We start from the raw sequence: 26229 nt of genomic DNA on the forward strand, positions 1-26229 counted from the left end.
CCCTGGCGCGGCTCAGGTGAGGTAACGGTAGATCGGGTCCTCGGGGTCGACCCGCTCGATCTCCATGTTCGAAGCGGCCATACGGGCCATCAGCGGCTCGAGATCCGTGCGGCTGCCGATCTCCACACCCACCAGAGCTGGCCCCGATTCGCGGTTGTTGCGCTTGATGTAGTCGAACAGCACGATGTCGTCGTTCGGCCCGAGCACCCGATCCAGGAACCGGCGCAGCGCCCCCGGCTCCTGAGGGAAGGTCACCAGAAAATAGTGCTTGAGACCCTCGTGCACGAGGGAGCGCTCGACCACTTCGTTGTACCGCGAGACATCGTTGTTGCCCCCGGAGACGACGATGACCACATCTCCGGTCTCCTCCTGCGGGTCCGTGGCACCGTGCCCGGCCCGGCCCAGGTGCTCGATCATGCCGGTGGCCACTGCCGTCGCGGCGAGCGCACCCGCAGGCTCGGCGATGATTCCCTCGACCTGGTAGAGCTGGAGCATCTCCGTGCAGACCGCGCCCTCGTCGACCGAGATCAGCTCCGGGGCGATCGCCTGTGCCATGCGGAGAGGACCGGCGCCGGCACGGCGCACCGCGGCGCCATCCACGAAGCGGTCCATCTCGTGCAGGGTCACGGGGTGTCCGGCGCGCATCGCTGCCGCCATCGAGACGGCGCCGGCGGGCTCCACCCCGACGATCCGGGTCGAGGGGCTGCGCTCCCGCAGCCAGGCCCCGCACCCGCCCAGCAGGCCACCCCCGCCGACGGGCAGCACCATCGTTCCCAGCTCGCGGCCGTGCTCGGTCCGCAGCTGCTCCGCGGCTTCGAGCGCGACAGTCCCTTGACCGGCCATGATCACCGGATGGTCGAAGGGGGGAACCTGCGTCGCGCCGGTGCGCTCGGCATCGTCCGCCGCAGCTTCGGCGGCATCGTCGAAGGTGTCCCCGATCAGCACCAGCTCGACCATGTCACCGCCGAGCGCGACGATCCGCTCGCGCTTCTGCCGCGGAGTGGATCCGGGCACGTAGATGCGGCCCAGGATGCCGAGGGCCCGGCAGGCCTGGGCCACGCCCTGGGCATGATTGCCCGCGCTCGCTGCGACCACCCCGGCCTCACGCGAGGCCTGATCCAGGGAGTCGAGGAAGAGATGCGCACCGCGCAGCTTGTAGGAGCGCACGGATTGCAGATCCTCGCGCTTGAGCCAGACTGTGACCCCGGCCAGCTCACTCAGCCGCCAGCTGTGCTCGAGCGGGGTGCGCCGCAGCACCGGAGCCAGTCGCTCGGCGGCTGCCTCCACATCCTCCGCGTGCAGAGGCAGGGCCGTCGTCTCGCTCATGATCGTGCTCCTTCCACATCTTCCACAGCTTCCACAGCGACGACGAGCGCCGTCGCGATCGCTGCCACTCCCTCGCCCCGGCCGGTCAGCCCCAGCCCATCCGAGGTGCTTCCGGAGACGGACACCGGCGCACCGGCCGCCTCGCTCATCACTGTGCAGGCTTCCTCGCGGCGCCCCGAGAGGCGAGGACGATTGCCGATGACCTGCACGGAGACATTGCCGATCATGAAACCGGCCGTGCGCACCAGGCGCGCTGCCTCTGCCAGCAGACGGACTCCCGAGGCGCCTTCCCATTCGGGCCGGTCCACACCGAAATGGGTGCCCAGGTCACCGAGCCCGGCAGCGGAGAACAGGGCATCGCAGGCCGCATGGCAGGCGACATCCGCGTCGGAGTGGCCGGCCAGGCCCTGCTCCCCGTCCCAGCGCAGACCCGCGACCCACAGCTCCCGCCCGGACTCGGCCGGGGCGAAGGCATGGACATCCACCCCGGTCCCGACTCGTGGCAGGGGAGAGGTATGCGGAGTCATCGGGCGTCCTCCTCCCCGCCCGGGCTGCGGGGTGCGATGCGCTCGAGCAGGCGGTCGATGTCGTCGTAGGTCACCTGGGGGTTGGTTCCCAGCAGCAGCGGCATCCCGGAGATCCGGGGGATGCCGAGGGCGTCGGGCAGATCGACGGTGCTGACCACGAGGTCTGCTCGGAAGTCGGGGGAGAGCAGGTCCATGACGGTGGCCTGGACGACCTGGATCTGTCGGCCGCTGGCGGTGAGATGCTCACGCACCTGCTCCGCGATCAGTGCGGAGGTGGCGATTCCTGCGCCGCACACGATGGCGATGGTGAGCATTCGAACTCCTGAGCTGTGGGTCGTGATGACCAGTGGCCCGACGAGAAAAAGGGGCTGTCGGGTGTGTGGCCGGCGGGCACCGGCGAGGGTCGATTCTGTCACGTCCTCGCTGAGTGATCCACGGGAGGTCCGTGGCCGTCTACGATGCCAGCGTGACCCAGCCCCGACGCCTCCGCACGCCCCGTCCTCTCGGACGGGCGGCCGGAGTGGTGCTCGCCGGTGGGTCCGGCACTCGCGTGGGCGCCGGGATCAACAAGGCGTTCCTGCCCTTGGCAGGGCGCAGCATCGCTGGCTGGGGCCTGAACACGCTCGCGGCCGTCGAGGGCATCGGGATCCTGGTGTTCGTGGTGCGGCCGGATGATCTCGAGCATGCACGCTTCGTGGATTCCCGCGAGACGGAGCATCCGCTGGAGATCATCACCGGCGGGGAGACCCGCCAGGAGTCCGAGCTGCTCGCGCTGCGACATCTCGCAGACCGGATCGACACCGGCGCGGTGGACACGGTGCTGATCCACGACGCCGCCCGCCCGCTGGTCTCGCACGGTCTGGTCTCCGCGGTGCTCCATGCGGCACGGGAGACCGGTGGGGCAGTCCCTGGCATCCCTGCCCGGGACATCGCTGCGGCGGGACCTGGCCAGACCTTGGCGCCCAGCACCGATCTGCGCCGGGACTCGCTGGTCAGAGTGCAGACCCCGCAGGGATTCCACGCCGCCACGATCCTGGACGCCTACGAGGCCGCGGCACGGGATGGCTTCGTCGGCACCGACACCGCCTCCTGCGCCGAGGAGTACACAGACATCACGGTGACCTGGGTGCGCGGCGAGGAGACGAACTTCAAGATCACTTACGCTCAGGATCTGCTGCTGGCCCAGGACGTGGTCAGCGCGCTAGGTTTGAGGACAGGGTGAGGAGGAGCCGATGAACATCGAGGAGAGCTACCTGCGCTGCACCGGCTGCGATCAGGAGGCGGAGCACGTGGTGGTCTACGCCGGGCGATTCGTGTCCCAGATCCAGTGCACCGGGTGTGGCGCTGTGACCAGGCTTGATGTCTCCGATGACTATCTGCCCGATCTCCGTCAACGCATCTCGAGCAAGCCACGGCGCCTCATGCGACGCCTGCGGCGAGATCCCGGAGAGCTCGCCACGAGCCTGCCGGTGCGGACGCTGTCCAAGCCGGCTCGGATGGCCGCGGAGTTCCGGACCGTCTGGCGCAGTCGCCGCGGCGACTGAGCCGCCGGGCGCCGTGCGACGCCTCCGGGCACGACTTCTCCGGGCTCTGCTGCTCCGGTCCCTGCTGCCCCGGCCGTTGGGACTCTGCCCGCCCCGCCTCCGCATCGCAGCGAGAGGATCAGCCGCGGCGAGAGATGCCGTGCCGGTGTGAAGTGTCCCGGGCCAGGCCCAGCGAGATCTGCGCCTGCCACAGGGTGAGCCGGTCCCGCACCGCGAAACCGGAGTGCGAGCCCTGCACGGTGTGCACCCGGGCCCCGCCCTCGAGAGCCACGAGGATCTCGTCGAATCGATCATGCTCGGGGGCTGCCTCGGGGCTGCCCGCCGAGGCTGCGGGTTCCAGCACCCGCTCCAGCAGCTCGCGCCGCAGCAGCCGGGGGCTCTGCAGCCCGGCCAGGCTGGTGCGATCGATGTTCCGCAGGCCCCCGGGCTGGACCTCCTTGACCGAATCGGTCAGGGCGATCACCGGCACCACCGCGTCGATGCCGTCAGCGAGGGCGGAGAGCACCTCGGTGACCACAGCAGCTGGAGTGAGCGCGCGCTCCGCATCATGGAGCAGCAGCAGCTCCTCACCGGTGCGCTCGAGCACCGTCCGCAGTGCGTCCCGGCGACCACCGGCCACCGAGACGACAGGAATCCGGGGACCGAGGGCGGCACGCAGCTGCGGCGCGGAATCGTCGGAGGAGACCACCAGCGGCATCGGCAGTCCGAGGCCGTGAAGGGTGCCGAGGAGCCGGTTGATCAGCCGTGAGCCACCGAGCGGCTCGAGGCATGGGGTCGCAGCACCGCGGGAGAGACCTGGCGCGGGGGGAGCGAGGGCGAGGACGACGGGACGCACTGCGGCGGCGCTCGAGTGGGGTGACACGTGGGACCCGGGGCTCAGGAGGCGAGGACCTCGTCGAGGATCGACTCGGCGCTGGCCTCGTCGGTCTTCTCCGCGAGCGCGAGCTCGGAGACCAGGATCTGACGGGCCTTGGACAGCATCCGCTTCTCGCCGGCGGAGAGCCCGCGGTCCTGATCACGGCGCCACAGGTCGCGGACGACCTCGGACACCTTCTTGACGTCTCCGGAGGCCAGCTTCTCGACGTTCGCCTTGTAGCGACGGGACCAGTTGGTGGGTTCCTCCGTGTAGGGCTGACGTAGCACCTCGAAGACCTCTTCCAGGCCCTCCTTGTCCACCACGTCGCGCACGCCCACCAGATCGACGTTGTCGGCGGGCACCTCGATGGTCAGATCTCCCTGGGCGACCTTCAGCTTGAGGTAGGTGCGATCCTCCCCCTTGATGGTGCGGGTCTTGACCTCTTCGATGAGCGCGGCACCGTGGTGCGGGTAGACGACAGTCTCGCCGACAGCAAAATCCATGTGGTGGGTCCCCTTTCCGCCGACCAGTCTAGCACCGGGGGGTCATGCTAAAATGCCCACCGACCTGCCTGCTGACCTGCCAGAGCGCCGCCATGGCATCCCTTGCATCGACCTGGTCACGCCGCGCCTCAGCGGACCGTGCTGGGCCTTGGGTGAGGTAGCCTGTCAGAGCTGTCCCCAGAACGTCTGTGCCGCGATCCGGCACCGAAGAGGAGTCCTCCGTGCGCCGTCCCCGCCGTCTCGTGCTCTCCGCCGCCGCCATGGGCCTGGCGCTCGCGGCCACCGGCTGCACGTACCTCAGCCCGGTGCAGACCCACGAGTTCTATCAGGCCGCAGACGGCACCAACGCCAACCTCGAGCAGGCCGGCACCCTTTTCGCCGGCGTGCGCAATGCCGTGCTGGTCATCGGCGAGGACGGCACCCCGGTGTTCTCCTCGACGGTCGTGAACTACTCCGATGAGGAGATCACGGTCGAGGTCGAGGGCAACGCCGAGGGCAGTGCCATCTTCTCCGCCCAGGTGCAGGTCCCAGCCCATAGCGTCGTCGAGCTCGGTCCCAGCGAGGGCCAGCAGCTCGTCCCCGTCGGTGCGGTGAACGTGGGCGTCGGTACGGTCCTCAGCCTCGATGTGACCGCCGACGGCGAGGCGACCACCATCTCCCTGCCCACGCTCGACAACAGCCTGGGCTACTACGACTTCGAGCAGCCGGCCGAGGGCTGAGGCCCGGACCCGCGCTGCCACCATCCAGCAGCATCAAGAACGCCCCGCAGCGACAGCTGCGGGGCGTTCTTGATGCTGGAGCATGTTCGCTCCCGGAGCCGGTCAGCTGCCGGACTCGAACTTGTATCCCAGTCCTCGCACGGTCACCAGGTGCACCGGGTTCTTGGGGTCGCCCTCGATCTTGGCCCGCAACCGCTTGACGTGCACATCGAGGGTCTTGGTGTCGCCGACATAGTTGGCACCCCACACCCGATCGATGAGCTGTCCGCGAGTGAGCACGCGGTCGACGTTCCGCAGCAGCATCTCCAGCAGCTCGAACTCCTTCAGCGGCAGCGCGACCTCGGTGCCATGCACCTCGACCACATGACGCTCGACGTCCATCATGATGCCGCCGGCGTTCAGGGTGGTGTCCTCCTCCGACTCCGCCGAGTCCTGACCACGGCGGAGCACCGCCTTGATGCGGGCCAGCAGCTCCCGGGAGGAGTACGGCTTGGTCACGTAGTCGTCGGCACCCAGCTCGAGGCCGAGGACCTTATCGAACTCGTCATCCTTGGCGGTGAGCATGATGACCGGCACCGTCGAGGTGCGCCGGATCTCCCGGCACACCTCGGTGCCGCTCATACCCGGCAGCATCAGGTCCAGCAGGACCAGATCCGCGCCGTGCGCGGTGAAGATCCGGAGTCCGTCGGTGCCGGTATCGGCGACCGCGACTTCGTAACCCTCCTTCCGCAGCGAATACGAGAGAGGATCCGAGAAGGACTCCTCGTCCTCCACGATCAGGATGCGCGTCATATCAGTTTCCCTTTCCCGACCCATAGCGGGTCATCGCGTCGGAGTCGGTGCTGTGCGGGTCATCGGCTGCGCGAGCACCGACCGTGATGGTCTCGGTCCGGCCCATCTCCGGCAGCCGGAGCGTGAAGGTCGATCCCTGTCCCGGCAACGACCACGCGGTGACCTCGCCGCCATGATCGCTCGCAATGTGCTTGACGATCGCCAGTCCCAACCCGGAGCCCCCGGTGGACCGCGACCGGGCACGGTCGACACGGAAGAACCGCTCGAAGACTCGTTCGAGGTTCTCCTTGGAGATGCCGATGCCCTGGTCCTTCACGGAGATCTCGACCATCCCATGATCACGGCGCACGGATACCCCGACCCGGGTGTGCGGATCGGAGTACGAGATCGCGTTGGAGATCAGATTCGACAGGGCGGTGGTGAGCATCGCGGGGGAGCCGAAGACGTTCAACCCTTGCGCTCCACCCACGCTGACCCCGATCTTCGACCCCAGGCCGAAGTTCCGGTTCAGCGCCACCGCCTCCTGGATCACCTCGTCTATCTCGACCACCTCGGCATCGGGCAGGGCGGAGCCACCCTGGACCCGTGAGAGCTCGATGATCTCTTTGACCAGGTGCGACAGTCGTCGTGACTCCGTCTGCATCCGTTCCGCGAAGCGGCGCACCGCGTCCGGATCCTCGGCGGCGTCCTCCATCGTCTCCGCCAGCAGGGTGATGGCACCGACAGGAGTCTTCAGCTCGTGGGACACATTGGCCACGAAGTCGCGACGAGTCTCCTCCACCCGCACCGCGCGGGTGAGGTCGTCGGCCAGCAGCAATGCTCCATGTTCGCCGAGCGCCCCGATGCGCACATCGATCACCGCATCGGAATCGCCCTGCGCCGAGCGGCGCAGGCTGAGTCGCTCATCGCGGAACCCGCCGTTGCGGCCCACATCGGCAGCGAGGGCCATCAGCTCGGCGCTGGCCAGGCGAGGATAGTCCTCTTCGGAGGCACGCACGATGCCATAGGAGTAGGCCAGTGGAGAAGCACGCAGCACATCCCCGCTGGAGTCGAGCACGACATAGGCGGAGGACAGGATCGCGAGAACCTCCGCAGTGGCCTCCGGGATGCTCTGCCCTGGAGCGACCGTCGGCTCTGCGCGTCGCCGCCGCGGCGAGGCGAGCGCAAGCATCGCGGCGACGCCGATCACCAGACCGATCGCGCCGGCGAGCACGAGAAGCGCAGACAGGGGCACCCGTACAGCCTAGGCCCCAGCCACGCACTTCCGGACTACCCAGCCAGTGTGAAGGACAATGAGGGCAGGAGTTCACGGGGACTACGCTCCATGTTCATCAGCCGCCGCAGTCCGTTCACCCGAGATTGCGATAATCGGAGGCGAAGTTCCCTTCAGACAGAGGAGTAGTCACCATGCGCGAGGCGTACCAGAGCGACCTGCGGCATATCGTCGATGACCTGGTCGACATGGCCGAACTGGTCGGGACGGCCCTCGAGGACGCGACCACCGCCCTGCTCGAGGGCGATCTCGCCCTTGCGGAGCGGGTTGTGACCGCCGACCCCCACATCGATGCCCGCCAGCTGGAGCTGGATGCGAAGGCGGTCGAGCTGCTCGCTCGGCAGTCTCCGGTGGCCACCGATCTGCGACTGCTGGTCGCGACCCTGCGCATGAGCTCCTCGCTCGAGCGGATGGGTGACCTGGCCGCGCATGTCGCACTGGTCGCTCGCCGCACGCACCCCGACCCGGCGGTGCCCGAGCAGCACCGTGAGCAGATCGCGAAGATGTCCGAGCTCGGGCTGACGGCGCTCAAGGGGGCGACGGAGGTTATCCAGAACCGTGACCTGGCACTGGGAGCACAGGTCGAGAAGCAGGACGACATCCTCGACGATCTGATGCTCCAGATCTCACGTCAGATCTCCAACAGCGGCGAGGAGACCTACACCAACGCCGAGGTCATCGACCTTACCCTGCTGATCCGGTTCTACGAACGCATCGGAGACCACGCGGTCTCCCTGGTGCGCCGCATCGGCTTCCTGGTGACCGGTGACGCGCTCGACAACCTCAGCGAAGGTGTGGACGTCCCGGAGTTCTGAGGTCCCTGCGGCGATGTTCCATGCCGCGACGACGAAGGGCGCCCCGCAGCGATCTGCGGGGCGCCCTTCGTCATCTTCGCTGATCCGAGGTGGGAATCAGTGGGGTCGGCGTCGGCGCCAGTCCGATCGGGCTGGTGATCAGCCGCGGTTGGGGCGGGGGCGACGCGAGGTCAGGCGCTCGGCGCCGCTCTTGGCGCCGCGCTTGGCCGCGACGCGCAGCCCCTGCAGGATGACTCCCGAGATGGTCGCCCAGAGCAGGATCTTCCAGAGCGGCTGATCATCCTCGGGATCCTTGATCGCCGCGATCTCGGATTTCGAGAGACCATCCTTCTTCGCCTGCTTGCGACGCTTCGCGACGTCCTTCTGCGCGGACTTCTGTGCCTTGACGGTCGGTGCGTCCTCGCCGAAGAGGGCGCCCCAGCCGGCGGCGGCGGCCTTGTTGCCGACGGCCGCCGCGACGATTCCTGCCACGGGGACGGCGATGCTCACGATCGGATTGGCCACGGTTTCCTCCAGGCGTCGAGTGGTCGGTGGTGCGGGACCTGCTGCTCCTCGTGGGTCAGCAGGACGCAGATCAGTAGGTCCCTGCGTGCTGAGCGTAATAGGTTCCCATGTCATCCGTGCGCAGGGCCTCGCGCAGCACCTCCATCGCCTCGTCATCCGTCGCGACGACGCTGGCGCCGCCGCTGGTGGTCGTCGGTCCCGCGTGAGGGACAGAGAGGAAGTGCAGATCCCCGCTGCGGACCGACCGCAGGGACAGGCCCAGCTCGACCATCGTGCCGGCGCTCAGGCCATCGTCGGTGGTGAGATAGGGGGAGATGCTCTCGATGGTGTCGGCGAGCTTGCCGGGATCGCTGAGGGTGTCCGCACTGATCAGCTTGTCGGCGATGCCCTTGAGGACCGCCTGCTGATTGCGGTTGCGCTGGAAGTCGCCGTCGGCGAACTGCTTGCGCTCACGGACGAAGGTCAGAGCCTCCGCGCCGTTGAGGGTCTGGGTGCCCTCGGTGAACTGATGACCCTGCGCCTCGAAGGTCTGGGGGATCTTCACATCGACCCCGCCGAGGGTGTCGACCAGGCCCTCGATCCCGTCGAAGTCGATCAGCGCGACATGGTCGATCGGGACCCCGGTGTAGTTCTCGACCGTGGTCAGCGCCAGGCCCACGCCACCGAAGGCGAGCGCCGCGTTGATGCGGTCCTTGCCATGGCCGGGGATGTCCACATAGAGGTCGCGCGGGAAGGAGGTGATGTACACGGCCTTGTTGTCATCGTTGATGTGCACCAGCATCATCACGTCCGAGCGCTGCCCGCTCACCCCTTCGGAGGCGGCATCCTCGGCGGAGCGCTTATCCGAGCCCAGCAGCAGGATGTTGCGTCCGGTGCCCTCGATCGCCTCGGGGCGGTCCCCGTCCGAGGCGCCGCGAGTGATGTCCACCACCGTGCGCTTCTCGTAGGAGTTCTGGAGCCCGTTGAGGTAGTTTCCGATCACCAGGCCCACCCCGAGCACCAGCACGACGACCAGCCCGAGGGCGATCAGTGCGGCTCGGCGGCTCCGGCGTCGATCAGTGCGCGGGTTCTCATCGTCATCCCAGTCAGCGGGAAGATCGACGTCGGCGGGGTCGTTCATGGGGTGTCCCTCTCAGACGGTGCCGCCGAGGCGGACACGCTGCGGCTCTACCTCGATGCCCGAGGTGCCGTCCTATCCCAGGTGCCGAGGCACCCGGGTATACGCGAGATCCCATATTAGGCGTCCCGCGGCCTGCCCCTTGCTCTCGAAGCCGGTCTTCACACGACCCTCGAAACGAGGTGCCCATCCTGTGTGCGGGATGTTCGCCGGAATCGGGTCCGAGGATCGCCCTTCAGGGCGGGGCCCCTCGGGATGCTGCAGGGTGAGCTCAGGGCGCGGATCCAGCTGCATCCGCATGTGGTGGGCGTACTGTGCCCAATCGGTGGCCAGGCGGAACGACGCCCCGTCGGCCAGCAGAGGCAGCACCGCATCCAGGAACGGCGGGTTGATCAGCCTGCGCTTGTGATGACGCTGCTTGGGCCAGGGATCCGCGAAGTACACCCACAGCTGATCGATCGACCCCTCGGCCAGCATCGCGGGCAGGGCTCCCTGCGCGTCCAACGGCAGCATCCGCAGGTTCTGGGGGCTTCCCGAACGCTCCACCCGGCTCAGGGTCTGAGCGAGCCCCGGCAGATACACCTCGGCGCCGAGGTGATCGCGTTCGGGATGTGCGAGCGCGGCGGCGACGATGTTCTCACCGGTGCCGCTGCCCACCTCGACCACGAGCTCCGCCTTCCGCCCGAATACCTCGGCGGGATCCAGACGGATGCCCTCGGCGGGCAGAGTGTCGCGATGCCCTCGCGGTGGATCGATCACATAGAAGGGGGAGAGACGATCCCAGGCGTTCTGACGGCCCTGGGTCAGTCGCTCACCGCGCCGCACGAAGGAGACGACGTCACGATGCGACTTCTGCTCCTGCTCGAGATCCGGAGCCATCGACGGATCACTGCTCACGTCGGATCTCACCGTTCTCGATCACCACGGTGACCTCGGGGAGGTGACGGGTGGCGGGACCCACCAGCACTTCACCATTGGTGGCATCGAAACGGGAGCCGTGGCAGGGGCAGTCGAGCTCGGTCTTCTCCTGGCGCAGGGCGCAACCGTTGTGGGTGCAGTAGCCGGAGTATCCAGCGATGTCCTCGCCGGCGCCCCGGACCAGCAGGACGAACGGCTCCTTGCCCCCGAAGTTCACCAGCGTGCTGGCGTTCTCCGGCACCTCGTCGAGCGAGATCGCGCCATCATCCGCACGCAGCGGTGCGGCGGTGCCGAAGCCCTCGTCCTCAGGGCCGCAGGCCGCGAGCCCTCCGAGCCCGGCCGCAGTGGCGGGAAGCAGCAGGGCATGACGACGGGAGAGGCACGGGCGTTCCATGGAGTCAGGATAGCGAGCGGAGCTGGGTGGTGGCACTGCACGATCGTGCGGTGTGATCGCCGTGACGGTCCTGCCGTTCGTTCCTTACAGCACGTCGCTCAGGCTGCGCCTTTTGCTCTGAGCTCCTGCCGTTCGTTCCTCACAGCACGTCGCTCAGGCTGCGCCGTTTGCTCTGAGCTCCTGCCGTTCGTTCCTCACAGCACGTCGCTCAGACGTCAGCAGCCTCGAGGTCGAGGGGGTCCCAGGTCAGGATCCCGTGCGCACGCCAGCCCCGGTCCCGCACCGCATCCAGGGCCTCACGCTTGCGGGCGGCGGTGAGGCGGTCCAGGTACAGCGATCCCTCGAGATGGTCGACCTCGTGCTGGAGGGCCCGGGCGAGGACCCCGCCCTCGTCCTCCACCACGACCTCGGCACCCTCCAGATCGGTGCCGGTCACCCGGGCACCGCGGTGGCGGGCGGTGGGGAATCCCTCTCCGGGGACAGAGAGGCAGCCCTCGAGAGTCTCTTCATCGAGCTCGATCCCCCCGAAGCGCTCCAGCACCGGATTGATGATGACTCCGCGCTGCAGGGTCCCGCTGGCATCCGGGCAGGAGTACACGAAGAGCCGCCAGCGGGAGCCGACCTGCGGCGCGGCGAGCCCCGCGCCGCTGGCTGCATCGTTGGTCTCGAACATGTCCGCGACCAGGGTGCGGAGCTCGTTGGTGACCTCGCGGACCCGGCGAGTGCGCTGGGAGAGGGCGCGGTGGCCGACGATGGTGATCGGGCGGACGGTCATGAGGAAGGTCCTCCTGTGTGCGGGGGATCGGTGGGCCCACCCTGATCGTCAGGGATCGTGTCCTGCGCAGGTGTGGTGGGCGCGCTGGTGATGCGATGGCGGGTCGGAGGGTTGACGGCCAGCGGATTGCCGGCGTCGACGATCCACAGCCCCCGCTCCCGGCGCAGCGGTTCCCCGGCGCGGGCCGCCTCCGCGACCACGCGACCGAGCTCCTCCGCCAGCACCGCGTCGGCGGCGAGGAAGTCGAGCGTGTGCGTGGCATGGGGCTCGAGCACGATGTGATGCCAGGCATCCAGCCCGCTGGCGATCTGTCGGGCCCGCAGGAACTCGGCGTCGAGCGCGGCTCCGGAGATCACCACGATGTTCGAGATCCACATCAGCAGCAGGATCGCGATCAACCCGTTCAGCGCGGTGAGGATCTCCGCGAAGCGGGTGGCGTAGACCATCAGCTGGCCGGCGACCAGCGCAGTGCCGAACAGCACGAGCACGCTCACCGTCGAACCGAGCGTCATCAGCCGATAACGGGGCAGGCGCACGTTGGGGAACAGGTAGTACGCCATGGAGACCCCGATGATCAGGATGACCAGGAGGATCGGCCACTTCACGAGGTTCCACCCCGCGAACGCGATGCGGGGGATGCCGATGTACTCGCCCAGCCGCTGCGAGGCCTCTCCGCCCACGATGATCATGCCGATGGACAGCAGCACCACGGACACGATCAGCACCGTCTCGCCGAACACGATGGTGCGGAACCGGAAGAAGGGACGACCCTCACGGGTGTCGTACACCCGATGCAGGGCGCGGTGGAAGGCGGCGACCCCGTTCGAGGCGGACAGCAGCGAACCGGCCGTGCCCAGCAGCAGGCCCAGCAGGCCACCGCTGGTCGAAGAGACCGCCTGGATAGCGCTCAGGAAGGGCCGGGGGTCCAAGGTCGGGAAGATCTCGGTGATCATCCCGGACAGCGCCGTGAGCGTCTCGGCCTCGATCCCGATCAGCGACATCATCGAGACCACCGCGACCGCGCCCGGGAAGAGCGAGAGCACCAGATAGAAGGTCATCGTGCCCGCGACATCCCACACCTGAATATCGAGCATCCGCATTCGCACCCGGTTCAGGACATGCAGGACACTCAGCCGGGGTCGGGAAAGCTCGACCACCGGCTTCGTGCGTCGCGGTCGCGATGTGGTCACCGTGCGGCTCCGGGCTCAGAGGCGGTGCGCCCGGGAGGGGCGCTGATCGAGCCTATTCCACCAGGTATGCAGCGCGGGGCAGGGCACCTCGCCGATCAGCTCTCGTCGATGATGTCGTCAGGGTCGCTCGCGACCGGATACTCCCAGGGGTCCTCGGGGTCGCCCGGGACGTGCGAGGTCATGATCGAGCCGTCCGCGCGCTCATCGCCCAGGCCGACGGGCCTGGCCAGCACCGAATCGTCGAGCAGCGGTCCCTGATCAGAGAGCGGCACCGTCACGCCTCCCGCATCGATGATGACGCGCTCACCGCGCACTGTGACCTCAACCTCGGCGCCGCTCTCGAGGGTGAAGGAGATCTCCTCGCGCACCAGGCGGACCCGGAATCGAGAGCCCTGCACCGTGAGCGGGTAGGACAGCTCGGGCCAGTCGGCGGGCAGCCGCGGGTCGAAGGACACCTGGCCGTCGTCATGCCGCATTCCCCCGAAGCCGTGCACGAGCGCGTTCCAGACTCCGCCCGCAGAGGCGATATGCACCCCGTCAGCGGTGTTGTGGTGCAGGTCGGCGAGGTCGACGAAGAGACCTGCACGGAAGTAGTCCAGAGCCGCCTTCTGATGCCCCACCTCCGCGGCCATGATCGACTGCACCACGGCCGACAGCGAGGAGTCCCCGGTGGTGATCGGGTCGTAGTACTCGAAGTCCGCGCGCTTCTCCTCGGCGGTGAACTCGCTGCCCCGCAGGAACAGCGCGAGCACCACGTCCGCCTGCTTGAGGACCTGGAAGCGATAGATGACCAGCGGGTGGTAGTTCAGGAGCAGGGGGAAAGCCTCATCCGGGGTGCTCGAGAGGTCCCAGATCTCCCGCTCGAGGAAGCGATCCTCCTGCAGATGGATCCCGAGCGCCTCGTCCTTGGCCACGTACATGCCCTCTGCACATGCTTCCCACTGCTCGAGCTCCATCTCGTCGAATTCGAGTTCGACGCGCATGGTCTCGTAGGCCCCCTCATCCGCGGCGCGCAGCTCGCGCACGGCACGCGCCGCGCGTCGCAGGTTGAAACGAGCCATCACGTTGGTGAACATGTTGTTGTTCACCACGGTGGTGTACTCGTCGGGCCCGGTCACGCCGTTGATGTGGAAGCTCGCAGCGCCGTCGGCGGTCATCCGCCAGAACCCGAGATCGGCCCACATCCGCGCGGTCTCCACGAGCACCTGGACCCCGTCGCGATGCTGGAAGTCGAGGTCGCCGGTCACGTCGACGTACTGGGCGAAGGCATAGGCCACGTCAGCATCGATGTGGTACTGCGCGGTGCCGGCGGCGTAGTAGGCCGAGGCCTCGTCGCCGTTGATGGTGCGCCAGGGGAACAGCGCTCCGCGCTGGTTCAGCTCTCGGGCCCGTTCCCGGGCCTTGGGCAGCAGGTTGGTGCGGAAGCGCAGGGCGTTGCGCGCCCACCGGGGCTGGGTGAAGGTCAGGAACGGGACCACATAGATCTCGCTGTCCCAGAAGTAGTGCCCCTCGTATCCCGAGCCGGTGACGCCCTTGGCCGGGATGCCCCACTGATCGGAGCGGGCGGCGGCCTGCGCGAGCTGGTACAGGCACCAGCGCGTGGCCTGCTGCACGGCGGGCTGCCCGGGCAGCTGCACGTCGGAGCTCGCCCAGAAGTCCTCGAGGTACTCCCGCTGCTCGGTGAACTGAGCCTCGAAGCCGTTCTCGCGGACCCGGTCCAGGGTGCGTCGGCAGCGGTCGAACAGCTCGCGATGGGGCACGGAGCGCGAGGAATGGTAGGCGACCGCCTTGCGGACGCTCAACGACTGCCCCTCCTCCAGATGGGCGCGCACGACCTGGCGACCGAGATCCGCGGAGGTGTCCACGATCTGCGTCACCTCCGCATCGGATTCCACCTGGTGATCCGCGCCGACGGCCATCGTCATCCCCGAGTTGGCCACCCGGTATCCCATCAGCATCCGGCGCTCGCTGTGCCAGTCCTGGAGCGGCTCGAGCACCCGGTGGGTGAAGTCGGTGGTGCGCCGCGGATCGGCCTTGTCGGTGATCGGGCTGTCCGCGAGGCCCTTGCCGAAGTCGTCGCGGAAGTCCTCACGGTTGATGATCTGGGAGGAGATCGCGATCGGGGCGGAGCCCTCGAGCATCTCCACGGTCAGCGTCATCATCGCCAGATGCCGCTGCGCGAAGGAGACCATCCGAGTGCTGCTGACGCGGACCCGCTTCCCGGCCGGGGTGCGCCAGATCAGCTCCCGGCGCAGCACCCCCTCGCGGAAATCGAGCGAGCGCTCGTACTCCTCGAGGTCGGCGATGGACAGCAGCAGCGGCTCATCGTCGACGTAGAGCTTGAGCACCGAGGAGTCCGGGACCGAGATCATCGTCTGGCCGGTGCGGGCGAAGCCGAACGCCGACTCGGCATGGTTGATCTGCCAGGTCTCGTGGAAGCCGTTGAGGAAGGTGCCGTGGATCTGTGCGTCCCGTCCCTCCTCCGGGGTGCCGCGCATCCCCATGTACCCGTTGGCGGTCGCGAAGAGAGTCTCGGCCAGGCCCAGGTCCTGCGGTGGCCTGGACTCGACCAGGCGCCATTCGTCCAGTGGCAGTTGAGTGCGGTCCACCGGGTCGGCGGGCACCGAGCGCAGGCGGGTCATGAGATCTCCTCCAGGTCCGCGACGACGAAGGTCGCGCCAGCGGCGGTGAGCTCCGCGCGACCGGCGCCGCGGTCGACACCGATCACCGCGCCGAAGTCGCCCGAGGCTCCGGCCTGCACCCCGGAGACGGCGTCCTCGTAGACGACCGAGTCTGCGGCCTCCACCCCGAGCAGCCGGGCCGCGTGGAGGAAGGTGTCCGGAGCCGGCTTCCCGGGCAGGCCCTCGCGGGTGGCGACGTTGCCATCGACGATGTGCTCGAAGCGATCCAGCAGACCCGCAGCGCGCAGCACCTCCTCCGCGTTGCGGGAGGAGGAGACGATCGCCAGTCGGGCGGTCCGGGGGAGCGCGTCGAGGTAGGCGACGGTGCCGGGATAAGGCGCCACGCCCTCGGACCGCAGCAGCGAGAGCACCAGGTCGTTCTTCCGGTTGCCGAGGCCGCGCACGGTCTCCGTGTCAGGTTCCTGGATGCCGGGGTCCTCGTCGGTCCCCTCGTCCACGGTGATCCCGCGGGAGCTGAGGAAGGTGCGCACACCGTCATAGCGGGGGCGCCCGTCGACATAGGCGTAGTAGTCGGCGCCGGTGTAGGGCTCCTCGATTCCGCGGGAGGTGAGGAACCTTTGGAACATATCTGCCCAGGCGTGCATATGCACCTCGGCCGTCGGAGTGATGACCCCGTCGAGGTCGAAGAGATGTGCCGTGTAATCGGCCGGTAGGAAGGTATGCGCAACAGTCACATCGGCCATGCTACGGCGGAGTGCGCGGCACCGGGCACGTACCTGGGTGGGGCGCGGCACCGGCCAGCGCTGACGTGAGGGGCGCTTCCCGCAGAGACAGCCGCGGCCGTCGTGGACGGCCTCGCCGTGGCACCGGAGCCGGGGTGTGGGCTACCCTGCGAGGGTCCGCCCCCGCGCCTCGGCGCCGGTGCGGAGCGGCTGAGAACCTGTCGAGGAGAAGATGACTGTCACGGAGTCGCTGTCCGTGGTCGGCGCAGTGCGCCGCGAGCTCGAGATCGACGAACGGACCAGCCATGAGGGTCATCCTCTGGTCCGGGTCGTGCTCACCCTGACCACAAATCTTGACCTTTCCCCTGCTCAGGTGTGGCCCTTGCTCACCCGACCCGGTGAGCTGGCACGGTGGTTCGGTTCCGTCACCGGTGAGCTGCGCGAGGGTGGGCGCTTCGAGGCGCCGGGCGGAGTGCATGGGCGGATCATCGAGGTCGAAGAGCCGCACCGACTCGCCCTGTCCTGGGCGCTGGCGGGCGGCGAGGACCCATTGCTGATCAGGCTCGATCCGGAGGATGACGGCACCACGCTGCTGCGACTGCGCCACACCGCCCTGGTTGATGTCGACGAGTTCGAGCGCACCGGCCCCGGCGCCATCGCGATCGGCTGGGAGCTCGCGCTGCTCGCGCTCGCCTCCGAGACCGACGGCTGGCGCTCCAGCTGCCTGAACGCCGTGCCCACCCCCACCCGGGAGTGGCAGCGCGGCCCGCAGGCTGCCGCGTACCTCCGCGCCTGGTCGGTGCGCTGGGCGGCAGAGGCGATCGCCGCCGGGGTCGACGAGGGCACCGCGCGTCGCGGAGAAGCTGCGACCGCGGGGAACCCCCTGGGATCCTGAGTTCCCACAGGCAGGTGTCAGCGCCCAGGCAGCTGACGCTGCAGGTGGCTCGCGCCGCCCGCACCGCCGTGCCGTCCGCGCCTCGGATCTCTTTGCCCAGGCTCACTATCGGGTGACAGACTTCCCCGGTGACCACCCCTGCGCCGAGCTCCCGCCCTCGGGACCCGCGCACCCCGGCGCAGGTGCTCCGCTCGCTGACCCCGTCTGTGTACGCGCCGAGCCTGCTCGAGTTCGTGGGCCTTGCGGCGCTGATGCCGGTGGTGCCGCTGCTCGCCCGCGACCTCGGATTCAGCATCCCGCAAGCCGCGGCGTTGTCGATGATCTTCGGGCTCACCTCGTTCCTCGGACCCATCCCCGCGGGCCGGCTGATCTCGCGCATCGGGGCTCGGCGTGCGCTGGTGATCACCGGCGTCGTGCTGGTGGTCTCGAACCTGGCCGCGTACCTGATGCTGAACCCGGCGCTCGGTGGGGGAGGTGACCTCACGCATCGGCTGCTTCTGATCGGGGTCCTGCTGGTGATGGCGGCCAGCACCCAGGTCTGGCAGTTCGGGCGCCAGTTCTATCTCGGCACTGCGCTGCCTCCCTCCATGCGTGCTCGCGGGATGACGCTGTTCGGCGGGGTGATCCGCCTGGGAGAGGTCATCGGCCCGCTGCTCGGCGCGGTGGTGATGGCGGTGGGCTCGATGGCGTGGGTCTTCCTGCTGTTCGCCGTCACGGCCGCAGCGGGAACCGTGATGATCGCCCTCTTCCTCCCCCCGGGGGAGACGGGCCCGACGCCATCACGTCGCCGCAGCGAACGCCAGCCGCGCAGTCAGGCACGTGGCCGGCTGGATCGGGCGGTGCTGCGCCGCATGGTCGCCGTCGGTCTCGGCATCTCCCCGATCATGATGGCGCGGGTGAACCGGCCGGTGATCGTGCCGCTGCTCGGTGACGCGCTCGGGTTGGATCCGGTGTGGATCTCGATCGTCTTCGGCGTCAGTGCGGCGCTCGAGATCCTGCTGGTGCTGCCCGCGGGCAGCCTCATGGATCGTTTCGGCCGCGCCGCGGTCGCCGTGCCCTGCGCGTTGCTGATGGGTGCCGGCTTCCTGCTGCTGGCAGTGCTCGGCATCGCCCTGCAGGGCCAGGGACCAGGACTCGCGCTGGTGGCGCTCCTGGTGCCGAGCCTGCTGATCGGTCTGGGCAACGGGCTGGGCTCGGGCCTCGTGATGACCCTCGGCATCGATGTCTCCCCGGTCTACGATCGCGCCACCTATCTCGCCTGGTGGAACACGATGCTGGGGGCTGGCCGTCTGGCGGCGCCGTTGATCGTCACGGGCGTCACGCTGGTCGCCCCGGTGGCCATCGCCGGTGCCGCGACCGGAGCGATCTGCGTCGCGGGAGGGATCTGGCTGACACGAATACTGCCCCGCGTCACGCCCTCCGGAGGAACCCGGAAGAGGTGAGGCGGGGCAGCAGTGGCACGCGGGGTGCCGGTGCCTGGTGAGGCGCGATCAGGCGGCGGCGGGAACCAGGGCGTTCTCGGCCGTGCTGTGCAGAAGCACCTGCGCGTCCTCGCGAGGGATCGAGCGGGCGATCGCGATCTCGGAGGCCAGCGGATCGATGGCCTGCTTGAGCAGATTGCGCTCCGCGAGGCTCGAGGGGACTCCGCCCGAGTCGCGGACGATGTTGCGGATGACCTCGATGCGGTCGGTGAGACGGCCGGTCTGGAGCTGCATCTGGAGCGACTTGATGCGATGCGCCCAGGAGGCCTTCTTCTCCGGCGGCTCGATGGGCTCGCCGAGCTGCTTGATCATCGTGACGATCTCCTTCTCCACCAGGAGCGCGCGCAGTCCGATGACGTCCTTGCCGCCGGACGGCACGGAGATGCGCATCTCATCACCGATGACCACCAGATCGACATATTCACGCTCGGTGCCGCGGACGGTGCGGGTGGAGGTGGAGACGACGCGGACCGGTCCGTGGACGGGGTGGGTGAGCACCTCTCCGGCATTCGGGGCAGTGGTGATGTCAGACGCTTCGGCAACGGACAAGGGGTTCCTCCTCTATGGACCTGCGCACCGGCGGTACCGCGGCCCTGGTGGGGTCGAGGCGGCCACATCCGGCATCGTGCGGCCCGGGAAGAGGCTCGGAACACGAGGGTGACGAAGTGGCTCGAGTGCCGCTCGACCTGCAAGAACAGGGTGACGGCACCTACGACGGAGCAGTTCATTCTCTCACGGATCTGACAGAATATCCAGAGCGTGACGTCTCCGCCTGCATCACATCGGCGGCGGGGCAGGGCGATGCCGCGCTCGAGACGGAAGTCGTGGCTGCGGCGGGCTGCGATGCGGTTCGATAGGGGTATGACCCCCGGCGCAGCAGCACCCTCCACCGAGCACGAGCTCGTCCGGTTCGACGATGTCGGGGTGGTGCTCGACGGCAATGTTCTCCTGCTCGAGGCCACCGGGACTGTGCACGGCGGCGAGATCCTGGCGCTCACCGGTGCCAATGGCTCGGGCAAGACCACCCTGCTGCGGGTGCTCGCCGGTCTGCTCGAGCCCACGGCAGGCACCGTGAGGATCGCCGGGCGCTCGCCGGACGACCGCGACCGCACCTTCCGCACCGCCCTGGGTGCGCTGATCGGCCCGCCGCAGACGGCACGGGACCTCACCGTCGCCGAACACCTCCAGTTCATCGCCGCCACCTGGGGGACCCCCGCAGCCGCCGGAGCCGAGCAGGCCCAGGCGCTACTCGAGGAGCTGGCGATCACGCCGCTGGGACGCCGCTTCCCCCATGAGCTCTCCAGCGGACAGTCGCAGCTGGTGTCCCTGGCGCTGACCTTCGCTCGGCCAGCTCGGGTGCTGCTGCTGGATGAGCCGGAGCAGCGCCTGGATGCGGACCGGCTGGAGCTGGTGATCACCGCGATCCGCGCCCGTGCCGAGGCGGGAGCCGCCGTGGTGCTGGCCACCCACCATCCGCGACTGCTCGAAGCGCTCGCCGATCACCGTCTCCACCTCGAGGATGCCTCGTGATCGGGGACCTCAGCGCCGTCCGTGAGGTCTGGGCACAGCGCAGCCAGGCCCGCACCCGCGCCGATCTGCTGTATCTGCTGTACGTGGTGGCACTGAGCGTGCTGGTGTTCGCCCCGCCCGCGCTGCAGATGTCGGGCACGTTCCTGGCCCGCCCCGATGTGCTCCCGGTGCTGCTGGACCCCCTGGCCCCGCCGATCATCACCGCGGTGTCGTTGGCAGCGGCGGGTGCGATGGTGCTGCTCGGGGCGGTGCGCGGTCCGGCGCTGCTGGCACCGTTCTTCACCGCCACCCTCGCCGCGAGCGGGATCCGCCGACGCACCGTTCTATGGCGTCCGCTGACCCGCGCCCTGCTGTTGCCCGTGCTCGCCGCAGTCACGGTGACCTCGCTGATCGCGGTCACCCTGGTCAGCGATGGCGCCGCCACCGCTGCCGGGGCCGCGTGGTTCGTCCTCGCGGCGCTCGGCGCTGGACTGTGGCTCGGAGTCGCCTGGCTGGCCGGTGAGCTGCTCGGATCGGGGCACCGACGGCTGCTGGCGGGTGGGCTGCTGGCCCTGGCCGCTCTCAGCACGGCGCTGCCCCAGGCCCCGGGACTCGGCGGCGCCTACCCGGTGGAGGCGGCTCAGCCGATGCTCTGGGCGCTGCTCCTGCTGGGCACCGGGATCCTCGTCACCGCGGCAGGCATCATCCAGCTGGACAGGCTGCGGGGGAGCGTGCTGCGTGAGCAGTCGGAGCGGTGGTCATCGGTCACCACGGTCGCCACCACCGGGGACCTCGCGGGCGCTGCCGGGACGTTCCGCACGCCGCCGTCGGCCGGGCGACGCCTGCCCGCGATCGGGTCGCGGCCGCTGGTGCTGCTGTACGCCAGGCGCGATGCGGTGACCTGGCTGCGCAGTCCGGAGCGGCTCGCTGTGGGGGTGGTGGTGGCGCTGCTGGCGGCTGCGGCGCTCGCCGGCTCCACCCAGCTCACCGGCCCGCTCGCCTGGGGCGCGGTGCTGCTGGGTGTCACGGCGCTCTGGGGCGCCGCCGGCACCCTGGTCGACGGGATCCGTCACGGCATCCACACCCTCGGGGCGCCCACGCTGTTCGGACAGTCGGCCGCTGCCCAGGTCATCCTGCACTCCATCGCACCGACACTGCTGCTGAGCGTGCTCGCGGCGCTCGGCGGAGCCGCCACGATGCTGGGTGCGGGCCACGAGTCCGGGACGCTCGAGGCGGTCCTGCTGCCCACGGCACTGGCGCCGGTGCTGATCGCCGGTCGGGCGCGGGACGCTGCGAAGGGGCCGATGCCGCTGGCCCTGACCACCCCGATGCCGACCCCGCAGGGCGATATGGCGGTGATCCCGATGCTGGCCTGGCAGTCCGATGCGATCCTGCTCGCCATTCTCTCCGGAGCGGTGCTTGCCGGTCTCGGGATGCTCGGGCCATCGTGGCTGCTGGCCGGGGCGGCGATCCTCACCGTCGGGATGGGCCTGTTGGCGTGGCTGCGGCTGCGCGCGCTGAGACGCTGAGGGAGCGAGGAGAGGAGGAGCTGGTGACCGATCCGTGGAACATCCGGACTGCTGAGAACGTGCTGATCCGCTGGGCGGGCCGGCAGCTGGCGGCCCTGAACGCGCGCCACCCGTGGAGTCACAACGCGCACTTCCATCCCTGGATCCTGCGCTCCTTGCCGCCCGGGGCCGCTCGGGTGCTGGACGTCGGCTGTGGCCGGGGAGACCTGGTGGAGGTGCTGTCTGTCGCGCTCGGCCCGGGCGGCCTGGTCGAGGGGATCGACCCCGATCAGGAGATGGCGTACGTCGCAGCGTCCCGTGTCGCGTCGTCGCCGCGGGTGCAGATCCAGCAGCGCACCCTTGCCGAGCACGCCGCCCGACCCGAGCTCGCGGGATGTTACGACGCGATCACCATGGTCGCGTCGCTGCATCACATGGACCTCGACCAGGCGCTGACTCAGGCGAGGATCCTGCTGCGTCCGGGAGGTCGGCTGCTCGTGGTCACCCTGACGATGCCGGTGACTGGCCCGGACCAGCTGTGGGACCTGGGGAACGCCCTCACCAACCCGCTGATCGGCCTGGTGAAGCATCCGCGCCCGGCTCGTGGACCGCATTCCGTCGCCGCGGTCCCGATCAGTGACCCGGCCTGGTCGATCGACGAGCTGCGAGAGCGCGCCGACCGGCTGGTCCCGGGACCCCGTCAGCCGCGAGGGTGCTTCGCGATGACCTCGCCGAGGCGGCCGATGGCCTCCTCGATCACTGCGGGGGAGTGGGTGACGAAGCTCAGCCGCATCGTGGAGCGGTCGGCGTTGTCGGCGAAGAAGGACCAGCCCGGCAGGTAGGCGACGCCCGCCGCGACGGCATCGGCGAGCATGAGCTGCGCGTCATACCCCTCGCCGAGCGCGGCCCACAGGAACATCCCGCCCTCGGGGCGGGTCAGGTGCGCGCCGCCGGGGAGCACCGGGGTGATCGCCGCCGTCATCGCGTCGCGGCGCTCGCGATAGACCTTGCTGACCGCGGCGACGTGGGCATCGAGGTCGGCGGTCTCGAGGTATCGCGCCACCATCAGCTGGTCCACCACCGAGGACTGCATGGAGATCGCAGCCTTGGCCACCGCGAGGGTGTCCAGGACCGGGCCCTCCGCACGCATCCAGCCGATCCGCACTCCAGGGCTCATCAGCTTGCTCATCGAGTTCAGCAGGATCGTGCGCTCGCTCATCCCGGGCAGGGAGGCGATGGGGGCCCAGGCGCTGCCGGTGAAGCTCAGCGCGCCATAGGGATCGTCCTCGATCAGCGGCACGTCCGTGGCCCGCAGCACGTCGGCCACCGCCTGCCGGCGCGCCACCGGCATGGTGCGCCCGGTGGGGTTCTGGAAGGAGGGGATCAGATAGACCATCCGCGGGTGGTGGGTGCGGATCGCCTCCTCGAGCGCTTCGGGGATCACGCCGTCCTCGTCGGTGGCGACCCCGATCATGCGCGCCCCGTGGACGGCGAAAGCCTGCACCGCGGCGAGATAGGTGGGGGACTCGACCAGCACCACGTCGCCGGGCTCGATCAGTGCCTGAGCCACGACGAACAGACCTTCCTGGGAGCCGGAGGTGACCCGGATCTGGGAGGCGTCTGTCGGCAGGTCCCGGGAGAGTCGCCGGGCCGCCTGCTCGCGCAGCTCGACCTCTCCTTCGCTGACCCCGTACTGCAGCGCCCGGTGGCCCTGATGGGAGAGCACCCAGTCATAGCAGGCGGTGACGTCCTCGAGCGCGAACAGCGCCGGATCCGGGATCCCGCCGGCGAAGGAGACGATTTCCTTGCGGGCGGCGAGGGCGAAGATGTCCTTCAGCGGGGAGGATTCCATGCCCGCGTAGCGTGCGGCGACGGGGAAGCGGAAGGGCTGCGGCGTGGGGACCTGCGGAAAGGACGGCGTCATCCGCCCATGGTGTCACGCGAGCAGCGCGCCCTCGAGGAGCAGCAGTGCCTGTTTCGTCTCGATCCCGCCCGCATATCCGGTCAGAGCCCCGGTGCTGCCCACCACCCGATGGCAGGGCACCACGATCGAGAGCGGATTGGAGCCGACGGCGGCGCCGACGGCCTGGGCCGCACGCGGTCGTTCCAGGGCGCGGGCGATCTGCCCGTAGGTGGTGGTGGCGCCGCGGGGGATCGATGCCAGGTGATCCCAGACAGCCCGTTGGAACTCGGTGCCTGCAGGGGCCAGGGGCAGCGTGAAATCCTCCCGGTCACCGGCGAGATAGGCGAGCAGCTGGGATGCCGCCTCGTCGAGCACGGGATGGGAGCCCTCTGCCAGGCCGCCGAGGCGGTCCGCTCCGGGGAAGTGCTTCTGGTCCTGGCGCCAGATGCCGACGAGCCCCTCGGCATCGGCGGCCAGCAGATAGATGCCGAGTCGGGTCTCGAGCAACCGATGGGCCCGGCCGGGCCGGAGGGGTGCGGTGGTCATGAGCGGTCCTTCCGAAGGGTGCGGAGCTGTGCGGGGAGATCGTCTCGGTGATGCCACAGATGCATCACCGCATAGCTGCGCCAGGGAGAGGCGGCGCCGAGCGCCCGGTCCAGAGCGGGGAAGTCGTCTGCGAGGCCGAGCGCGCGGGCCACGGCCAGCAGTGCCACGTCCCGCGGGGGTGCCACATCGATCGCGCGGGCCCCGCGCAGCAGGGCGTAGTCCGCGGTCCAGGGGCCGATCCCAGGGATGGCCAGCAGCTGGCTGCGCAGCTCTGGCAGGGGACGGTGAGGATCTGGCGGGTCGGTGAGCGCGATGCTCAGAGTGCGGCGGCGGGCACCGGGGCCCCGGAACCACTCTTCGGCGCGGGCGCCCGCCTCGGACGGTGAGACGGAGAGCCGGTGGACGTGCGTGGTGCGCAGAGGTGCGGGCAGCTCGGCGCCGACGAGATCGGTGGCGCTCTCGAGCAGGATGCGGGCGCGGGCGGTGGTGATCTGCTGGCCCACGATCGCCCACATCAGAGCCTCGGCGAGGCTCGGGGTGCCGGGGATCCGCACCCCGGGGCGCGCCTCGAGCAGAGGGGCGAGAGCAGGCATCGCCGCCCGCAGCCCGGCGTCGATGCCCTGAGGATCCGCATCCAGGTCCAGCATCCGCCGGGCCATGGCGACGGCGGCGGCATAGTCACGCAGATCCGCCAGACGCGCAGTCAGAGGCAGCGGTCCGTCCTCAGAGCCGAGGTCGACCTGCAGCACTGCGGGGCCATGGGGGAGGGCCACCGCCCGGGTCCAGACGAGATCCTCGACATGCTCGACGCCGGAGAGCGCCCGGGCGGCGAACCAGCGCGCGAGGCCGGCGCCGTGGAAGGGGCGGCGGACGGCGAGATCGGCGTTGATCACAGCGGCGCCGTCCGCGCCTGCGAACTCGTCCACGTGGTCCTCCCCGTCGGTGCCAGTCAGGGGCTCGAGCCCGTCCCCGAGATCAGTTCCCCTCGTGCGGGGCGAGGTGCGGATGCTGTGGGAACTGCGCTGAGGGGAGGCGAGCTCCCGGATCGCCGACGGGGCCCGGCCGAAGATCCGGCGCACGGTCTCATGCAGCTGGCGTTCGCTGCCGAAACCGGCCGCCGCCGCAATATCGCCCATCGGCCAGGACGTCGAGCGCAGCAGCTCATGAGCGCGGCGGGCCCGTGCCATGCGAGCATGCGCGACCGCCCCGGAGCCGGTACGGGCCACCAGGGCCCGGTGCAGTGTGCGCTCGGTGACGTGCAGCCGGGCGGCCAGATCGCTCACGGTCGCACTCCCGTCCGGTCCGGCGTCCAGCCCTCCGGCGTGGATCAGCGCGAGTGCGCGCAGTGCGAGCGACCCCGCAGGGTCGTCGCCGTCGCCGCCAGGAGGTGCGAGCGGCCCGCAGCGCTTGCACGCCCGATATCCACGCTCGACCGCGGCGGCGGCGCTGGGCGTGAATTCCACGCGGTCCCGGCGGGGAGTGCGCGAAGGACAGGAAGGGCGGCAGAAGATCCCGGTGGAGCGCACACAGGTGAAGAACACACCGTCGAACCGCGCGTCGCGCGCAGTGATCGCCGCGTAGCACTGAGCGTCGGTGAGGTTCTCCATGCCTCCAGTGAACCCCTCGACGGCCTGGGACGCCAGCGGGATCCGGACAGCGCGGTCGAGATCCGGGCGGGTGGTCAGAGTTCGGGCAGACGGTCCTGGGCAGTGGAGCGAGGAGCTGTACCGCAGCGGGACCGCAAAGAAAAAACCTGAGCCGCGTCACCGT

Annotated in this window: 27 protein-coding genes and 1 pseudogene; 9 read left to right on the plus strand and 19 right to left on the minus strand. The window is 69.4% G+C overall.

Annotated elements, in window-relative coordinates:
- Positions 1-12 precede the first annotated feature (12 nt).
- Genes ilvA through ABD893_RS15560 form a run of 3 tightly spaced genes read right to left on the minus strand, consistent with a single transcriptional unit; the run spans position 13 to position 2167 of the window.
- Positions 13-1326: a threonine ammonia-lyase IlvA gene (gene ilvA / locus ABD893_RS15550; RefSeq protein ID WP_345082381.1), complete on the minus strand. Its 1314-nt coding sequence runs from the start codon at positions 1324-1326 to the stop codon at positions 13-15.
- Complete coding sequence (gene ispF / locus ABD893_RS15555) at positions 1323-1853, minus strand: 2-C-methyl-D-erythritol 2,4-cyclodiphosphate synthase (protein WP_345082384.1); 531 nt, start codon at positions 1851-1853, stop codon at positions 1323-1325. Before ispF ends, ilvA begins: the two co-directional genes overlap by 4 nt.
- The gene (locus tag ABD893_RS15560) at positions 1850-2167 is read right to left on the minus strand and encodes a PTS sugar transporter subunit IIB (RefSeq protein ID WP_345082387.1); all 318 of its coding nucleotides are present in this window, start codon (positions 2165-2167) and stop codon (positions 1850-1852) included. The genes ispF and ABD893_RS15560 overlap by 4 nt, the downstream gene beginning before the upstream one ends.
- Before the next feature lie 152 nt (positions 2168-2319).
- On the opposite strand from ABD893_RS15560, the gene ABD893_RS15565 reads away from it, so the two are divergent.
- Positions 2320-3075 (plus strand): IspD/TarI family cytidylyltransferase, encoded by a 756-nt coding sequence (locus ABD893_RS15565; RefSeq protein ID WP_345082390.1) that lies wholly within the window; start codon positions 2320-2322, stop codon positions 3073-3075.
- 10 nt (positions 3076-3085) lie between these two features.
- Entirely contained in the window at positions 3086-3397 is a 312-nt protein-coding gene (locus ABD893_RS15570; protein ID WP_345082393.1) for a hypothetical protein, read from the plus strand.
- Positions 3398-3515: 118 nt separating this feature from the next.
- Here ABD893_RS15570 and ABD893_RS15575 read toward each other — a convergent pair whose 3' ends face one another.
- Positions 3516-4259: a 2-C-methyl-D-erythritol 4-phosphate cytidylyltransferase gene (locus ABD893_RS15575; RefSeq protein ID WP_345082395.1), complete on the minus strand. Its 744-nt coding sequence runs from the start codon at positions 4257-4259 to the stop codon at positions 3516-3518.
- A 14-nt stretch (positions 4260-4273) separates the two neighbouring features.
- Complete coding sequence (locus ABD893_RS15580; protein ID WP_345082399.1) at positions 4274-4756, minus strand: CarD family transcriptional regulator; 483 nt, start codon at positions 4754-4756, stop codon at positions 4274-4276.
- Between the two features lie 221 nt (positions 4757-4977).
- On the opposite strand from ABD893_RS15580, the gene ABD893_RS15585 reads away from it, so the two are divergent.
- On the plus strand, positions 4978-5475 hold the full coding sequence (locus tag ABD893_RS15585) for a hypothetical protein (protein ID WP_345082402.1): 498 nt from the start codon (positions 4978-4980) through the stop codon (positions 5473-5475).
- Between the two features lie 102 nt (positions 5476-5577).
- On the opposite strand, the gene ABD893_RS15590 is transcribed toward ABD893_RS15585, so the two are convergent.
- Entirely contained in the window at positions 5578-6267 is a 690-nt protein-coding gene (locus tag ABD893_RS15590) for a response regulator (protein ID WP_345082405.1), read from the minus strand.
- 1 nt (position 6268) lies between these two features.
- Positions 6269-7501, minus strand: coding sequence for a sensor histidine kinase (locus ABD893_RS15595; RefSeq protein ID WP_345082408.1), 1233 nt, complete (start codon positions 7499-7501; stop codon positions 6269-6271).
- A 173-nt stretch (positions 7502-7674) separates the two neighbouring features.
- Between ABD893_RS15595 and phoU the strand changes: the two genes are divergently transcribed.
- Positions 7675-8355 (plus strand): phosphate signaling complex protein PhoU, encoded by a 681-nt coding sequence (phoU, locus tag ABD893_RS15600; protein ID WP_345082411.1) that lies wholly within the window; start codon positions 7675-7677, stop codon positions 8353-8355.
- 138 nt (positions 8356-8493) lie between these two features.
- On the opposite strand, the gene ABD893_RS15605 is transcribed toward phoU, so the two are convergent.
- The 8 genes from ABD893_RS15605 to ABD893_RS15640 form a co-directional block, all read right to left on the minus strand.
- Positions 8494-8859, minus strand: coding sequence for a DUF4235 domain-containing protein (locus ABD893_RS15605; RefSeq protein WP_345082414.1), 366 nt, complete (start codon positions 8857-8859; stop codon positions 8494-8496).
- A gap of 70 nt (positions 8860-8929) precedes the next feature.
- Positions 8930-9979 carry an LCP family protein gene (locus ABD893_RS15610; RefSeq protein WP_345082417.1) on the minus strand — a complete coding sequence of 350 codons (1050 nt, stop codon included), beginning with the start codon at positions 9977-9979 and terminating at the stop codon, positions 8930-8932.
- A gap of 72 nt (positions 9980-10051) precedes the next feature.
- Positions 10052-10873 (minus strand): tRNA (guanosine(46)-N7)-methyltransferase TrmB, encoded by an 822-nt coding sequence (gene trmB / locus ABD893_RS15615; RefSeq protein ID WP_345082420.1) that lies wholly within the window; start codon positions 10871-10873, stop codon positions 10052-10054.
- Positions 10863-11288 (minus strand): QcrA and Rieske domain-containing protein, encoded by a 426-nt coding sequence (locus ABD893_RS15620; protein WP_345082423.1) that lies wholly within the window; start codon positions 11286-11288, stop codon positions 10863-10865. Before ABD893_RS15620 ends, trmB begins: the two co-directional genes overlap by 11 nt.
- A gap of 208 nt (positions 11289-11496) precedes the next feature.
- The gene (gene def, locus ABD893_RS15625; RefSeq protein ID WP_345082426.1) at positions 11497-12063 is read right to left on the minus strand and encodes a peptide deformylase; all 567 of its coding nucleotides are present in this window, start codon (positions 12061-12063) and stop codon (positions 11497-11499) included.
- Positions 12060-13253: a YihY/virulence factor BrkB family protein gene (locus tag ABD893_RS15630; protein ID WP_345082429.1), complete on the minus strand. Its 1194-nt coding sequence runs from the start codon at positions 13251-13253 to the stop codon at positions 12060-12062. Before ABD893_RS15630 ends, def begins: the two co-directional genes overlap by 4 nt.
- 95 nt (positions 13254-13348) lie before the next feature.
- Positions 13349-15895 (minus strand): glycoside hydrolase family 65 protein, encoded by a 2547-nt coding sequence (locus ABD893_RS15635; protein ID WP_345082432.1) that lies wholly within the window; start codon positions 15893-15895, stop codon positions 13349-13351.
- Positions 15892-16638: an HAD family hydrolase gene (locus ABD893_RS15640; protein WP_345082435.1), complete on the minus strand. Its 747-nt coding sequence runs from the start codon at positions 16636-16638 to the stop codon at positions 15892-15894. Before ABD893_RS15640 ends, ABD893_RS15635 begins: the two co-directional genes overlap by 4 nt.
- Positions 16639-16849: 211 nt before the next feature.
- Between ABD893_RS15640 and ABD893_RS15645 the strand changes: the two genes are divergently transcribed.
- Entirely contained in the window at positions 16850-17512 is a 663-nt protein-coding gene (locus ABD893_RS15645) for an SRPBCC domain-containing protein (protein ID WP_345082438.1), read from the plus strand.
- Between the two features lie 128 nt (positions 17513-17640).
- On the plus strand, positions 17641-18954 hold the full coding sequence (locus ABD893_RS15650) for an MFS transporter (protein WP_345082441.1): 1314 nt from the start codon (positions 17641-17643) through the stop codon (positions 18952-18954).
- 48 nt (positions 18955-19002) lie between these two features.
- Here ABD893_RS15650 and ABD893_RS15655 read toward each other — a convergent pair whose 3' ends face one another.
- A complete protein-coding gene (locus ABD893_RS15655) occupies positions 19003-19542 on the minus strand; it encodes a CarD family transcriptional regulator (protein WP_345082445.1) in 540 nt (179 codons plus the stop codon).
- A gap of 312 nt (positions 19543-19854) precedes the next feature.
- On the opposite strand from ABD893_RS15655, the gene ABD893_RS15660 reads away from it, so the two are divergent.
- The 3 genes and pseudogenes from ABD893_RS15660 to ABD893_RS15670 all read left to right on the plus strand — a co-directional run.
- Positions 19855-20523, plus strand: a complete 669-nt coding sequence (locus tag ABD893_RS15660) for an ABC transporter ATP-binding protein (protein WP_345082448.1) — start codon at positions 19855-19857, stop codon at positions 20521-20523.
- Positions 20520-22031, plus strand: a complete 1512-nt coding sequence (locus ABD893_RS15665) for a hypothetical protein (RefSeq protein WP_345082451.1) — start codon at positions 20520-20522, stop codon at positions 22029-22031. The genes ABD893_RS15660 and ABD893_RS15665 overlap by 4 nt, the downstream gene beginning before the upstream one ends.
- Positions 22032-22090: 59 nt before the next feature.
- A pseudogene (locus tag ABD893_RS15670) lies at positions 22091-22513 on the plus strand (class I SAM-dependent methyltransferase); the annotation flags it as partial.
- Between the two features lie 197 nt (positions 22514-22710).
- Here ABD893_RS15670 and ABD893_RS15675 read toward each other — a convergent pair.
- Genes ABD893_RS15675 through ABD893_RS15685 form a run of 3 tightly spaced genes read right to left on the minus strand, consistent with a single transcriptional unit; the run spans position 22711 to position 26066 of the window.
- Positions 22711-23934 carry an aminotransferase-like domain-containing protein gene (locus ABD893_RS15675; protein ID WP_345082454.1) on the minus strand — a complete coding sequence of 408 codons (1224 nt, stop codon included), beginning with the start codon at positions 23932-23934 and terminating at the stop codon, positions 22711-22713.
- A gap of 12 nt (positions 23935-23946) precedes the next feature.
- Complete coding sequence (locus tag ABD893_RS15680) at positions 23947-24459, minus strand: methylated-DNA--[protein]-cysteine S-methyltransferase (RefSeq protein WP_345082456.1); 513 nt, start codon at positions 24457-24459, stop codon at positions 23947-23949.
- The gene (locus ABD893_RS15685) at positions 24456-26066 is read right to left on the minus strand and encodes an Ada metal-binding domain-containing protein (protein WP_345082459.1); all 1611 of its coding nucleotides are present in this window, start codon (positions 26064-26066) and stop codon (positions 24456-24458) included. The genes ABD893_RS15680 and ABD893_RS15685 overlap by 4 nt, the downstream gene beginning before the upstream one ends.
- Between the last annotated feature and the right edge of the window lie 163 nt (positions 26067-26229).

The sequence above is a fragment of the Brachybacterium paraconglomeratum genome, assembly GCF_039541415.1.
GTDB classification, from domain to species: domain Bacteria; phylum Actinomycetota; class Actinomycetes; order Actinomycetales; family Dermabacteraceae; genus Brachybacterium; species Brachybacterium paraconglomeratum_A.